Source organism: Cypionkella sp., assembly GCF_036782355.1.
Taxonomy (GTDB): domain Bacteria; phylum Pseudomonadota; class Alphaproteobacteria; order Rhodobacterales; family Rhodobacteraceae; genus Cypionkella.
In genome coordinates, this window is sequence record NZ_DAIPZF010000009.1 from 51213 (window position 1) to 64326 (window position 13114).

Annotated in this window: 11 protein-coding genes; all 11 read right to left on the reverse strand. The window is 62.2% G+C overall.

Going from position 1 to position 13114, the window contains the following annotated elements; all coding sequences use genetic code 11:
- Positions 1 to 12: 12 nt before the first annotated feature.
- Positions 13 to 1416 (reverse strand): UDP-N-acetylmuramate--L-alanine ligase, encoded by a 1404-nt coding sequence (gene murC, locus V7Q10_RS05170; RefSeq protein WP_333867987.1) that lies wholly within the window; start codon positions 1414 to 1416, stop codon positions 13 to 15.
- Positions 1417 to 1421: 5 nt separating this feature from the next.
- Positions 1422 to 2507, reverse strand: a complete 1086-nt coding sequence (locus V7Q10_RS05175; protein WP_333867988.1) for a UDP-N-acetylglucosamine--N-acetylmuramyl-(pentapeptide) pyrophosphoryl-undecaprenol N-acetylglucosamine transferase — start codon at positions 2505 to 2507, stop codon at positions 1422 to 1424.
- Entirely contained in the window at positions 2507 to 3670 is a 1164-nt protein-coding gene (locus V7Q10_RS05180; RefSeq protein ID WP_333867989.1) for a peptidoglycan glycosyltransferase FtsW, read from the reverse strand. The genes V7Q10_RS05175 and V7Q10_RS05180 overlap by 1 nt, the downstream gene beginning before the upstream one ends.
- A 174-nt stretch (positions 3671 to 3844) precedes the next feature.
- Positions 3845 to 5245 carry a UDP-N-acetylmuramoyl-L-alanine--D-glutamate ligase gene (gene murD / locus V7Q10_RS05185; RefSeq protein ID WP_333867990.1) on the reverse strand — a complete coding sequence of 467 codons (1401 nt, stop codon included), beginning with the start codon at positions 5243 to 5245 and terminating at the stop codon, positions 3845 to 3847.
- An 85-nt stretch (positions 5246 to 5330) separates the two neighbouring features.
- Complete coding sequence (gene mraY, locus V7Q10_RS05190) at positions 5331 to 6413, reverse strand: phospho-N-acetylmuramoyl-pentapeptide-transferase (protein WP_333867991.1); 1083 nt, start codon at positions 6411 to 6413, stop codon at positions 5331 to 5333.
- Positions 6413 to 7864, reverse strand: coding sequence for a UDP-N-acetylmuramoyl-tripeptide--D-alanyl-D-alanine ligase (locus tag V7Q10_RS05195; RefSeq protein WP_333867992.1), 1452 nt, complete (start codon positions 7862 to 7864; stop codon positions 6413 to 6415). The genes mraY and V7Q10_RS05195 overlap by 1 nt, the downstream gene beginning before the upstream one ends.
- Complete coding sequence (locus V7Q10_RS05200; RefSeq protein ID WP_333867993.1) at positions 7861 to 9342, reverse strand: UDP-N-acetylmuramoyl-L-alanyl-D-glutamate--2,6-diaminopimelate ligase; 1482 nt, start codon at positions 9340 to 9342, stop codon at positions 7861 to 7863. Before V7Q10_RS05200 ends, V7Q10_RS05195 begins: the two co-directional genes overlap by 4 nt.
- A 21-nt stretch (positions 9343 to 9363) precedes the next feature.
- A complete protein-coding gene (locus V7Q10_RS05205) occupies positions 9364 to 11151 on the reverse strand; it encodes a peptidoglycan D,D-transpeptidase FtsI family protein (protein WP_333867994.1) in 1788 nt (595 codons plus the stop codon).
- A complete protein-coding gene (ftsL, locus tag V7Q10_RS05210) occupies positions 11148 to 11522 on the reverse strand; it encodes a cell division protein FtsL (protein WP_333867995.1) in 375 nt (124 codons plus the stop codon). Before ftsL ends, V7Q10_RS05205 begins: the two co-directional genes overlap by 4 nt.
- Positions 11523 to 11525: 3 nt before the next feature.
- Positions 11526 to 12542, reverse strand: a complete 1017-nt coding sequence (rsmH, locus tag V7Q10_RS05215) for a 16S rRNA (cytosine(1402)-N(4))-methyltransferase RsmH (RefSeq protein WP_333867996.1) — start codon at positions 12540 to 12542, stop codon at positions 11526 to 11528.
- Between the two features lies 1 nt (position 12543).
- Entirely contained in the window at positions 12544 to 13047 is a 504-nt protein-coding gene (locus tag V7Q10_RS05220) for a division/cell wall cluster transcriptional repressor MraZ (RefSeq protein WP_333867997.1), read from the reverse strand.
- Positions 13048 to 13114: the final 67 nt, after the last annotated feature.

Genomic DNA, 13114 nt, shown 5'->3' on the forward strand with positions numbered 1-13114 from the left:
GGCCTTTGCCGCCTAGTGTGCGCTCAGCCGTGCCGGCAAGCCATTGGCCCAAGCCGAGATCGTGCCCGCGCCAAGGCAAACCACCATATCGCCGGGTTGTGCCTGTTCTTTGACCAGCCGCGCCAGATCCGCCTCGTCCGAGATGCCGCGCGCGTGGCGGTGGCCATGCGCGATCAGCCCTGCGATCAGATCATCGCGCGAGGCCCCCGCAATCGGGTCTTCACCCGCCGCATAGACATCGGCAATCGCCACAACGTCAGCCTCATTAAAGCAGGTGCAGAAATCCTCGAACAAGGAATGCAGCCGCGAATAGCGGTGCGGTTGATGCACGGCAATCACGCGGCCCTTGGTGGCTTGGCGCGCGGCTTTCAGCACCGCGGCGATTTCCACCGGATGGTGGCCGTAATCGTCGATGATGGTGACGCCGTTGACCTCGCCCACACGGGTAAAGCGGCGGTTCACGCCGGCAAACCCGGCCAAAGCCTCGCGGATTTCGTCTTTCTTCATGCCCAGATGGCGCGCCACAGCAATCGCCGACAGCGCGTTCGAGACGTTATGATCGCCCGGCATTGGCAAGGTGCAACCCTCGATCACAACACCCTGCCCTTCGCCTTGCAACGCCACATCGAAATAGCCGATGCCGTTTTCAAAGCGCAGGTTGATGGCGCGCACATCGGCTTGGGCGTTAAAGCCAAAGGTGACGATGCGCCGATCGGTGATCTTGCCAACCAAGCTTTGCACCTCGGGGTGGTCGGTGCAGCAGACCGCAAGACCGTAGAACGGGATATTCGAGACGAAATCCAGAAAGCCTTTGCGCAGCGCATCAAAGCTGCCCCAATGTTCCATATGCTCGGGGTCGATATTGGTGACAATGGCGATGGTGGCAGGCAGGCGGTTGAACGAGCCGTCGGATTCGTCGGCCTCGACCACCATCCATTCGCCCGCTCCCGCCCGCGCGTTCGACCCATAAGCATGGATCACGCCGCCGTTGATCACGGTCGGGTCAAAGCCGCCTTTGTCCAGCAAGGTTGCAACCATCGTCGTGGTGGTGGTTTTGCCATGTGTGCCCGCAATCGCGATGTTCGAGCGCAGGCGCATCAGCTCGGCCAGCATCTCGGCGCGGCGCACCACGGGCAGACCACGCCGGCGCGCCTCTTCCAGCTCGGGGTTGCCCTTTTTGATCGCGGTCGAGACCACCACAACCGAGGCCTCGCCGATATTGGACGCGGCTTGGCCTTCGAAAACAGTGGCGCCAAGGCTTGCAAGCCGGTCAGTGATCTTGCTGGCCTTGGCGTCCGAGCCTTGCACGCGGAAGCCTTGGGTCATCAGCACTTCGGCGATGCCCGACATACCAATGCCGCCGATGCCGACAAAGTGGATCGGGCCCAGTTCCATTGGCAGTTTTGTCGCATTCATCGCGGTTACGTCCTTGTTGCTACGGTTTCCACCAAGGCCGCAAGGCGTTGCGTGGCATCAGCGCGGGCCTGCCCGAAAGCATTGCGCGCCATTTGGCTGGCGGCTTCGGGGTTGCCCAATATCAGGGCGATTTGCGCGCTGAGGCTGGCGGCGTCAAGCTGGTTTTCGGGGATCAGGCAGGCTGCCGCCGCCTCGACCAGCCCACGCGCGTTGGCGGTTTGATGATCGCCCGTCGCCGCCGCAAAAGGGATCAGGATCGCAGGGCGGCCGATCACCGAAATATCGGCCACAGAAGAGGCCCCCGCCCGCGAGATCACAAGCTGCGCTTCGGTCAAACGGCGCGGAATATCGGCGAAGAATGGCGCAACCTCGGCCGGAATGCCGACCTCGGCGTAGGCGGCAATGACGCGGTCGATATCCTCGGCGCGGGCTTGCTGGGCCACGCGCAGATGCCGCCGAATAGGCTCTGGCAGGGCTGCAATCGCGGCGGGCACCACATCGGACAAAATCCGCGCACCTTGGCTGCCGCCGATCACCAACAGCTCCATCGGGTAATCGCCCGGCGCGATATAGCCCGCGCCCGAACGGTCAAGCACAGCCGCACGCACGGGGTTGCCGGTATGCTCGCCCTGCACGCCTGCGGGCAAATCCGTGGGCCAAGTGCCACAGGCCACACGGTCAACCCGCGGCGCAAAGATCTGGTTCACCTTGCCCAAAACGCCGTTTTGTTCGTGGATCATCCGCGGCCTGCGCAAAATCCAAGCCGCCGTCAGCGCCGGAATAGACGGATAGCCGCCAAAGCCCACCACCACATCGGGGCGGTCGCGCAGGCTGGACCAAAGTGCGGCCAGAACGCCGCCTGCGATGCGAAACGGCACAGCCAGTTTCGCCACCAAACCGCCGCGCGCAAAGGTGGCCGACGACAGCGTCACGATCTGCACCTGATCTGGAAAGCCGCCGGCATAGCGCGCGCCGCGCGTGTCGGTCGAAAGCTTCACCCGCCATCCCCGCGCCAGCATTTCTTCGGCCAGGGCTTGGGCTGGAAACATATGTCCGCCCGTGCCGCCTGCCGCGATCAACAGCAAAGGCATCAGCGCCCCCTGCGGAAAATGTCCGACATTTGCCCCTGCGGCCGCGCACGGGTCAGCGCTAGCAACATGCCAACGGTGATCCCCGCCGCGATAACCGACGAGCCGCCATAAGACACGAAAGGCAGCGTCATGCCCTTGGCCGGCAGCAACCGCACAGCAACCCCCATATTGATCATCGCCTGCACGCCAAAGACACAAGCAAGCCCGGTGCCCGCCAGACGGATAAAGGGATCACGTTCGCGCGTCAGCCGGAACAGGCTGCGCACCACAACAGTGGTGTAAAGCGCAATGATTGCCAGCACCAGAACCAGCCCATATTCTTCGGCCGCAACCGCAATGATGAAATCGGTATGGGCGTCCGGCAGGGTCCATTTCACCTGACCTTCGCCAACGCCGACGCCAAAGAAACCGCCCTCTTGAATGGCGCTGGTGGCATAGCCCATCTGGCTGCGCGGATCGACGTCGGAGGACAAAAACCCATCAATTCGGCGGGCAAAGTGTTCCGAGGTGTTATAGGCGGTCACCCCTCCAACACTGGTCAGGCCCAGCACCGCGATGATCAAAAACATCGGTGCGCCCGAGACAAAATAGATCACACCCCAGCCAAACAGCACCAGCATGGCTTGACCAAAGTCGGGCTGAAACGCCAAGAACAGCACCACGGTGACGACAAGACCAAAAGACATCAGCTTGCCCGGCGGGCCGTTCAGGTCTTGCGACGAGGCCATAAGCCAGGCGATCACCACCATGAAGCCAGGCTTTAGAAACTCCGACGGCTGCACCGAGACAAAGCCAAAGCTGAACCAGCGCACAGCGCCTTTGCCAAAATCCGTGCCCAAAACTGGCAAGGAAATCAGTGCCAGAAACGAAAGGCCAAAGCCCACCACCGCCAAGCGCCGCACCATATCAGGCGTCATCATCGACACGCCAACAATCGCCAGCAGCGCAAAGCCGCCAAAAAACGCCTGCCGCTGCACATAGTAGAACGAGGGCAAACCGTTGCGTTCGGCCAGAGGCACCGAGGCCGCAAGCCCCAGCAACAGCCCAATGCCAAACAGCATCAGCACAGCCGTCAGCGACCATCTGTCAATCGTGCGCCACCAGCGTGGAAGCACGGGTTCAGATGTGCGCGATGGCATCGAGCCATAGACCATCTCTGTCATTGGAAATCCGCCTGTATTTTGCCGAGTTGCTGCCGATATGCCCGATTTGCTTCGGATCTGTAGGAAAGAGTAGCTAAGAAACCCGCCAAAGGCTAGAGAAAAGGCAGCGCCCAACCGCAAGATCTAGGCGGTTTTATGCCAAAGCTGCGCCCCGCCCTGCCGCCCCGCACGGGCTTAGGCGGGCAGCGCCTGCACCTGTGCGGCAAAATCCTCGCCGCGTTTTTCAAAGTTCGGGTATTGGTCAAATGAGGCGGCAGCCGGGGCCAGCAGCACCACCTCGCCCGCCTCGGCCTCTTCGGCGGCGCGTGCGACGGCGCGCTGCATGGTCTCGCAGATCTCATGCGGCAGATCCCCCAGCTCTAGCGCGAAATCCCGTGCCGAATGGCCAATCAGATAGGCCTTTTTCACCGAGCCCACAAAGGGCAGCAGCGCCGCAATCCCGCCCTCTTTGCCCATGCCGCCCGCGATCCAGCGAATGGCGGGAAAGGCTTGCAGCGCCTTGGCGGCACTGTCGACATTGGTGGCTTTGCTGTCGTTGACAAAGCGCACCCCTGCCCGCTCGCCCACCAGTTGGCTGCGGTGCGGTAAGCCTGCAAAGCTGTGCAATGCGGCTTCGATCTGTTTCGGCCCCAGCCCAAGACTGCGGCAGGCGGCATAGGCCGCGCAGGCGTTCTGGTGGTTATGCGCGCCCGGTAGGCCCGCAATCGCACGCAGATCAATCGAGGCCACTTGCTTGCCGCGCCGCCATTCGGAAAGAAAGCCTTTGCGCGCAAACACCGACCAGCCAAATTCTTCCAACTTGCTGCCCGACGAGATGCGGATCACCCGATCATCCTGCGGGCCTTCCGCCAATTGGTTGGCCAAGAACCGCCCCTCGGCCTCGTCCACCCCCACCACGGCGCGGTCGGGGCCACCTTCGGCAAACAGGCGCCGCTTGGCCGCGAAATAGCCGCCCATGCCGTTGTGCCGGTCCAGATGGTCGGGCGAAAGGTTGGTAAACACCGCGATGTCAGGCGTCAGCGCGCGCGCAAGCTCGGTTTGATACGAGGAAAGCTCTAGCACCACCACCTCGCCGTCTTCGGCCGGGTCCATATCCAGCACGCCGCGCCCAATATTGCCCGCCATCTGGCAAGGCCGCCCGTCTTCGCTTAGAATATGGTGGATCAGCGCCGTGGTGGTGGATTTACCGTTCGACCCTGTGACGCAAATCACCCGCGGCGTGGTTTCAAAATCATCCCAAGCGCTGGTGGCAAAGCTGCGGAAAAACAGGCCGATGTCATTGTCGACCGGCACGCCGGCGTCAAGCGCGCGGGCAATCAGCTTGTGCGGCGCGGGGTAAAGATGCGCAATGCCGGGCGAGGTGACCAAAAGCGCCACCTCGGCAAAGGCCCCGGCACGGGAAAGATCATGGCAGACAAAGCCCTCGGCCTCGGCCCGCGCCCGCGCCTCGGGGCTATCGTCCCAGACCAGCGCCTCGGCGCCCCCCGCCACAAGCGCCCGCGCGGTCGCCAGACCAGAGCGGCCAAGGCCAAGAACAGCAACTTTGCGGCCAGCATAGCCAGTGACGGGAATCATCGAAGCGCCTTTCAAAGGGATCAGTGGCAGAATGCACCGAACCCACCCCAAGCCGCAATGGGCCGCAGGCTAGGGTGCGGCGGCTTTAGCGCACCTTCAGCGTCGCAAGGCCGATCATGGCAAGGATCAGGCTGATGATCCAAAAGCGGATGACGATTTGCGGTTCGGCCCAGCCTTTCTTCTCGAAATGGTGGTGGATCGGGGCCATCAGGAAGACACGTTTGCCGGTGCGTTTGAAGTAAAGCACTTGGATGATCACGCTTAACGCCTCGACCACGAACAGACCGCCGACAATGGCCAGAACGATCTCGTGCTTGGTGCAGACCGCAATTGCGCCCAGCGCGCCGCCAAGGGCAAGGCTGCCGGTGTCGCCCATGAACACCGCAGCCGGCGGGGCGTTATACCACAAGAACCCCAAGCCCGCGCCAAACAGCGCCGAGGTAAAGATCAACAGCTCGCCCGTGCCCGGCACAAAATGCACGCCAAGATATTCGGAAAAGTTAAAGTTGCCAACGATATAGGCGATCACACCCAGGGTGCCAGCCGCGATCATCACCGGCATGATGGCCAGCCCGTCAAGCCCGTCGGTCAGGTTTACCGCATTGGCAGCCCCCACGATCACAATCATGCCAAAGGGCACAAAGAAATACGACAGGTTGATCAGCACGTTTTTGAACAGCGGCACCGCCAGCTGGTTGGTCAGCGCGGGCGGATGGAACGAGGCCGCAGCATAGCTTGCAAGCGCTGCAATCAGCAGCCCCGCCAACATGCGGGTCTTGCCCGAGACGCCCTTGGTGTTTTGCTTGCTGACCTTGGCGAAATCATCGGCAAAGCCGATCAGTCCAAAGGCCAGCGTCACCAGAACCACGATCCAAACATAGGCATTGTCCAGCCGCGCCCAAAGCAGGGTGGAAAACATCAGCGCCGAAAGGATCAACAGACCGCCCATCGTTGGCGTGCCTGCCTTAACGAAATGGCTTTGCGGGCCGTCATCGCGAATGGGCTGGCCCTTGCCCTGCTTGCGGCGCAACAGGTCAATCAGCGGGCGCCCAAAGATAAAGCCAAAGATCAGCGCGGTGACAAAGGCCATGCCAGCGCGAAAGGTGATATAGCGGAACAGGTTAAAGATATCACCGCCGTCCGAGAATTCTGTAAGCCAGTAGAACATTACGCCTGATCCTTGTTTGCGTCGCCAGACGCTGCGGCGAGGCTCTGCCCCAATTTGCGCAGGGCGTCAACGACGAGGCTGGTTTTTATGCCTTTGGAGCTTTTGACCAAAACGATGTCTCCGGCGTCAATCAGCGTGCGGGCATGGGCTGCCAAAGCCGGAGCCGCCTCGTGCCACTGGCCGCGTTGCGTTTTTGGCAACATGTCCCACAGATGCTTCATGCGGGGGCCAACGCAATGGATGATGTCGATCTTGGCCAGCTGCGGATGGCTGGCCACGGCCTTGTGCAGGTCGATCTCGGTTGTCCCCAGTTCCAGCATATCGCCCAAGACAGCGATGCGGCGGCCTCGCCCGACACGGCCAACACCGTCTTGCGGCTTGGCGGCGATCAGAACATCCAAAGCGGCGGCAAGCGAGGCAGGATTGGCGTTAAAGGCATCGTCGATCAGATCAAAGCTGGTTTCATCCAGCGTATCGAGCAGGATCTTTTCACGCGTGCCACGGCCTGCGGGGGGCTGCCAGCGGCCAAGGTCTGTGGCCGCTATCACCGCATCAAGCCCCAGCGCATCGGCAACCGCCAAGGCGGCCAGACCATTGGCGGCGAAATGACGGCCGGGCGAAAGCACCTTGTACAGAAAGCCAACCCCGTGGCGCGTGGCTTTGACGATGGTCGCCGTCTCGCCGATCTGCACCGAGGTCAGCTGATAATCGGCCTGTGTTGCGCCAAAGGTCAGGGTCTTGGCGCCGACTTCGGCAGCTTTGGCCAGCAAAATCGGGCTGACAGTCAGATCAGCAGGCAAGATCGCGGTGCCGCCTGGGCGCAAGCCGTCAAGGATCGCGGCTTTTTCGGCAGCGATGCCTTCAAGCGAGGCAAAGGCTTCCATATGCGCGGCGGCCACGGTCGTGATCAGCACCACATCGGGCGCTGCCATGCGGGCCAAGGGGGCAATCTCGCCGGGGTGGTTCATGCCAATCTCGATCACCGCGAAATCGGCCGCGGCAGGCAGGCGCGCAAGGGTCAGCGGCACGCCCCAGTGGTTGTTATAGCTCGCCTCAGCGGCATGGGTGACGCCCTGCCCGCCCAAGATCATCCGCAGCATTTCCTTGGTCGAGGTTTTGCCAACCGATCCGGTCACCCCAACCACCCGCGCACGGCTGCGCGCACGGGCAAAGCGGCCCAGCTGTTCAAGTGCCGCCAGCACATCCGGCACCACCAAAAGCGGTGCATCGGCGGGCAGGCCTGCGGGGATATGGCTGACCAGCGCTGCGGCAGCCCCTTTTTCCAAGGCAAGCGCCACAAAGTCATGGCCATCGCGGATGTCTTTCAACGCCACAAAAAGATCGCCCTTTTGCAGCGTGCGGGTGTCGATCGACACGCCAAGCGCCGTCCAATCGGCGGTGGTGCGGCCAGCGGTGGCCGTTACAGCATCGGCAGAGGTCCAAAGCGTCATAGCAGATCATCCAAAGCGGCCACGGCAATGCTGGCCTGTTCCAAATCGTCAAAGGGATAGATATTGCCGTCAATGGTTTGCCCGGTCTCGTGCCCCTTGCCCGCAATCAGCAAAGCGTCGCCTGCTTGCAGCGCATCGACGCCCAAAAGGATGGCTTCGGCGCGATCACCAACCTCATTGGCATCGGGGCAAGCGGTAAGGATCGCGGCACGGATCAGCGCAGGCTCTTCCGAGCGCGGGTTATCATCGGTGACAAACAGGATATCGGCATTGTCGCGCGCGGCTTGGCCCATCAGCGGGCGCTTGCTGGCATCGCGGTCGCCACCAGCCCCGAACACCACGATCAGCCGCCCCATCACATGCGGGCGCAGCGCGCGCAAAGCAGTGGCGATGGCGTCGGGGGTATGGGCGTAATCGACATAAACACTCGCGCCATTCTTGCGCGTGCCCGCAAGCTGCATCCGGCCGCGCACGCCGGTCAGCTGTGGCAGCACATGAAACACATCGCGCGCGGGGCTGCCTGCGGCAATCACCAAGGCGGCCGCAAGCGCCACGTTTTCCGCCTGAAATCCGCCAACAAGGTTCAGATGCACCTGATAGGGCGTGCCCTTCCAGTCAAGTCGCAGGTCTTGACCCTTGGCGTCAAAGCGTTGGCCAAGAATGCGCAGATCGCAGCCCTCGCCATGACCAACCGAGATCAGGCTTTGCCCGCGTGCCACCGCGATATTGGCGATATCGATGCCGCGCGGATCGTTCATATTGATCACGGCGGTGCCATCTTCAGGCAAAACCCGATCAAAAAGCGCAGCTTTGGCGGCGAAATAGGCGTCAAAGGTGTGGTGATAATCCAGATGGTCTTGGGTAAAGTTGGTGAACCCCGCCGCGCGCAGGCGCACCCCGTCAAGACGGCGCTGGTCCAGCCCGTGCGACGAGGCCTCCATCGCGGCATGGGTCACGCCATCGGCGGCGGCAAGCGCCAGCATCTGGTGCAGGGTGATCGGGTCGGGCGTGGTATGCGACGAGGGCGCGCTCCAGGCGCCTTCCACCCCGGTGGTGCCGATGTTGATTGCAGGCTTTCCCAGCGCCATCCAGATTTGCCGCGCAAAGGTCGCGACAGAGGTTTTGCCATTGGTGCCCGTCACCGCAACCATCGTCGCAGGCTGCGCGCCAAACCACAGCGCGGCTGCGCGTGCCAAAGCCTCGCGCGGGTCAGCGGCAACCACCAAAGCCGCCGGCGCGCCTGCCAGCGCCTCGGCTGCCAAAGCCGCCCCTGTGGCATCGGTCAAAATAGCCACAGCCCCCAGTTCCAGCGCTTTGGCGATATAGGCTGCACCATGCACATGGCTGCCAGGCATGGCGGCAAACAAAAATCCCGGCCGCACAGCACGGCTGTCCAGCGTCAGCCCAAGCAGCTGTGGATCGCGGCCCGCGCGGGCGGTAAGGCCAAGGTCGGAAAGGGTCTTTGGCCGGTCTGCCATGATCTGCACCTTTAATCGGGGTTAGGGCTTGACGGCTGTTACCTCATCGGGCGCAAGAACTTCAACCTGCGGCCGCAGTCCCAAAAGCGGGGCGGTGCGGCGGATCACTTCGGCGGCCACGGGAACGGCAGTCCAACCCGCGGTGCGGCGGGGTTTGGGGCCGGTGTTCTCGGTCGGCTCGTCCAGCGTGACGATCAGCACATATTTCGGATCATTGGCCGGAAACACGCAGGCAAAGGTATTGACCACACGGTCGCGATCATAGCCCCCGCCCTGCTTTGGCTTTTCGGCGGTGCCGGTTTTGCCAGCCACGAAATAACCCGGCACCTCGCCCATGCTGGCGGTGCCTTCAGTGACCACGCGGCGCATCATGCCAACGGAAAGTTTCGAGGTTTCTTCGCTGATAATCCGCTCGCCCTGCATCGGGCTGGTGCGTTTCAGCAGCGTTGGTGTGACCTTGATGCCGCCATTGGCGATGGTGGCATAGGCTGCGGCAAGGTTCATCGGGCTGCCGCCAACGCCGTGACCATAAGAGGCGGTGATGGTGACAATATCGGCCCAGCGCTTGGGCAATAGCGGCTTGGCGCCGCGCGCCTCGGCCAGCTCGACGGGCGATGCATCAAACAAACCAAGGCTGCGCAAAAAGGTCTGCTGCCGCTCGCCGCCGATCATCAGCGCGATATGGGCGGTGCCAACGTTCGAAGATTTGGCGATGACATCGGCAACCGATAGCAGCGGGCCATAGTTATGGCCTTCAAACTCGTTGATCTTAAACTTGCCCCAGCGCATTGGCGCATTGGCATCGACCAGCGTGTCTGGGGTAACAAGGCCAAGCTCCATCGCCTGTGCAACAGCAAAGATTTTAAAGGTCGAGCCCAGCTCGTAAATCCCCTGCACCGCGCGATTGAACAACGGGCTGTCGCTAGGATCGCCCGAAACCGGATTGGCGGGGCGGTCATTGGGGTCAAAGGTTGGCAAGGCGGCAAGGCTGACAACTTCGCCGGTGTTCACATCCATCAAGATCGCCGCACCGCCCTTGGCGTTCATCATGGTCATGCCTGTTTGCAGCACCTCTTCGACCGTGGTCTGAACGGTCAGATCCAACGAGGTAACAAGCGGCGTATTGGCTTGGGCCGGATCGCGCAGACGGCTGTCTTCAAAACGCTCGATCCCGGCAGTGCCGATGACTTCTGCCGAAGCAACGCCCTCGGCGCCAAAGCTGGTGCCGCCCAAGACATGGGCCGCCAGCGTGCCATTGGGGTAAAGCCGCATCTCGCGCGGGCCAAACAACAGGCCCGGATCTCCGATCTCATGCACTTGCTGCATCTGCTCGGGCGACAGCACGCGGCGCACCCACAAAAAGCTACGCCCATCGGTAAAGCGGCGCAGCAGGGTCTTGGCATCCAGATCAGGGAAAATCCGCGCCAGCTCTTGCGCTGCATGGGCGGGGTCGACCAGATCGCGGGTCTGCACATAAAGCGCATGGGTCAGCATATTGGTCGCCAGCACACGACCGTTGCGGTCCAGAATATCGGCGCGCGAAGCCTCGATGTCATTGCGCGTCGAGGCCGAGCGCGGCTCGACCGGCTGGGTGCCCGCCAGCATCGCCATCCGCGCCCCGATCAGCCCGTAAGCCGAGAAAAAGCACAGCGCCAAGACCACCAGACGCAGCTGCGCACGACCCCGGGATTTGTCGCGCATCTGTTCGTGGCGCAGCCGCAGGTTTTCGCGTTCGATGGCATCAGGATTTTCACCCTTGGTGCGGGCGTCAAGAATGCGGGCAAGCGGGCGCAGCGGAATGCGGGTCATGGCGTCGAGGCCTCTTCTGGATCGGCGTTCAGCACCCCAGCCACCGATTGCGCGCCGGTGATATCAAGACTTGGGCTGAGTGGCGGCGGAGGAAAGGCGATTTGTGCGGCGCTGCCGAATTGCTCGGGCGCCATCGGCAGCAAGCCCAGCCGGTCAAAATTGATCGTCGCCAGATCGCGCAGCCGGTCGGGGCGGTTCAGATAGGCCCATTCGGCGCGCTGCACCGTCAGGCTGTCGCGCAGATCAGCGATTTCATTTTGCAGCTGCGACACCTCGCCCAAGGCATCTTGGGTGGTATAGTTTTCGCGGTAGGCCCAGAACCCCAAGGCCATCACAGCAAGGAATGACAAAGCATAAAGCAGCGGGCGCATCGGTCAGCGACGTCCTTTCCGGCCAGAGGATTGCGGCAGATCAGGGGCGTTCAGGCTGGCGGCATCGACATCAACGGCAGGGGCAGCCGTGCGCCGCGCCACCCGTAATTTGGCGGAACGCGCACGCGGGTTTTCGGCCAGCTCTTCATCGTCAGGGCCAACAGCCTTGCGCGTCACCAGCGTAAAACGCGCCGTGGTTTCGGTTTTCACCGGCGCATAGCGGTTGGCATTGGGCTCTTCGCCCGCCGCCTGCTGGAAAAAGCGTTTGACGACGCGATCTTCCAGCGAATGAAAGGTCACAACCGCCAGCAGACCGCCGGGCTTCAACGCCCGCTCTGCCGCGGCAAGCCCCTGCACAAGCTGGGCGAATTCCTCATTCACCGCGATGCGCAGCGCCTGAAAGCTGCGGGTCGCAGGATGGCTTTGCCCGGGCTTTGGACGCGGCAGGCATTTCGAGACGATCTCGGCCAGCCGCAGCGTGGTGGTGATCGGATTGGCGGTGCGGGCCTCGACAATCGCATGGGCGATGCGGCGCGAGGCGCGCTCTTCGCCGAAATGGTAAAGGATATTTGCCAGCGTTTCTTCAGAGGCGGTATTGACCAGATCCGCAGCCGAAGGGCCAGATTGGCTCATCCGCATGTCAAGCGGGCCGTCTTTTTGAAAGGAAAAGCCGCGCTCGGCCAGATCAATCTGCATCGACGACACGCCCAGATCCAGCACAACACCGTCCAGCTCGGCCCCCGCGTGGCGGTCCATATCCGAGAAATTGCCCGCCACCAGCCGCAGCCGATCACCGTATTCTCCCGCCCAAGGGGCCGCCAATTCCAAGGCCAAAGGATCGCGGTCTACGCCAATGACGCAGTCAGCCCCCGCCGCAAGCAGCCCGCGCGTATAGCCGCCCGCGCCAAAGGTGCCATCAAGCCAAAGGCCCCGCACCGGGGCCACAGCCGCCAACAAAGGCCGCAACAACACAGGAATATGTGGCGCGCGACCGATGGTCTGATCGCTTGTCTGTGCCATCTTACCCTGCCCTCATCGCACGACCCACAAGGGTCAGCGGATCTACATCATCGTCATCTTCAGCATCGTTTTCGGCGTCATAGACTTCGCGGCGATAGAGCTTGAACCGATTGGTAAAGCCCGCAAACGCCGCCTCGCCGCCACTGTCTTCAGGCGCAAAGCCCATCTTGGCGCGCACCTTGGCCGGCAAAACGATGCGGCCATCAGGTTCCACCTCGATCATCACCGAACGCGAAATCAGATCGCGTTCAGCGCGGTCACGCGCGGGCGAGCCAAGCTCCATCGCTTCGATCTTGGCGGCCAAAGCATCGGCCCCTGCGCGCGAATAGCATTCAACAAAATTCCGGGATTTGCCGCCATAAACCATATAGACGCGCGGGCGGGCATTGTCTTCGGTGGCGGGGTCTTCGACTTCCAGAATGCGGCGGAAGGCAGCCGGGATCGAAACCCGCGCCTTGCTGTCTACCTTTTGGTAGAACTCACCTCTGAACGCCTCACTCACCATCGGCCTTCCGGCTCCTTTGCGAGGATCACCCTCGTCCTAAAATAGAAATGGCGGATCGAGCTGCTGC

What these genes read in the sequence shown, in the direction of transcription:
- mraY (WP_333867991.1), bottom strand. Translation starts at nt 6,413, where the DNA reads ATGTTCTACTGGCTTACAGAATTCTCGGACGGCGGTGATATCTTTAAC.
- V7Q10_RS05180 (WP_333867989.1), bottom strand. Translation starts at nt 3,670, where the DNA reads ATGACAGAGATGGTCTATGGCTCGATGCCATCGCGCACATCTGAACCC.
- V7Q10_RS05200 (WP_333867993.1), bottom strand. Translation starts at nt 9,342, where the DNA reads ATGGCAGACCGGCCAAAGACCCTTTCCGACCTTGGCCTTACCGCCCGC.
- V7Q10_RS05175 (WP_333867988.1), bottom strand. Translation starts at nt 2,507, where the DNA reads ATGCCTTTGCTGTTGATCGCGGCAGGCGGCACGGGCGGACATATGTTT.
- ftsL (WP_333867995.1), bottom strand. Translation starts at nt 11,522, where the DNA reads ATGCGCCCGCTGCTTTATGCTTTGTCATTCCTTGCTGTGATGGCCTTG.
- V7Q10_RS05205 (WP_333867994.1), bottom strand. Translation starts at nt 11,151, where the DNA reads ATGACCCGCATTCCGCTGCGCCCGCTTGCCCGCATTCTTGACGCCCGC.
- V7Q10_RS05220 (WP_333867997.1), bottom strand. Translation starts at nt 13,047, where the DNA reads ATGGTGAGTGAGGCGTTCAGAGGTGAGTTCTACCAAAAGGTAGACAGC.
- murD (WP_333867990.1), bottom strand. Translation starts at nt 5,245, where the DNA reads ATGATTCCCGTCACTGGCTATGCTGGCCGCAAAGTTGCTGTTCTTGGC.
- V7Q10_RS05195 (WP_333867992.1), bottom strand. Translation starts at nt 7,864, where the DNA reads ATGACGCTTTGGACCTCTGCCGATGCTGTAACGGCCACCGCTGGCCGC.
- rsmH (WP_333867996.1), bottom strand. Translation starts at nt 12,542, where the DNA reads ATGGCACAGACAAGCGATCAGACCATCGGTCGCGCGCCACATATTCCT.
- murC (WP_333867987.1), bottom strand. Translation starts at nt 1,416, where the DNA reads ATGAATGCGACAAAACTGCCAATGGAACTGGGCCCGATCCACTTTGTC.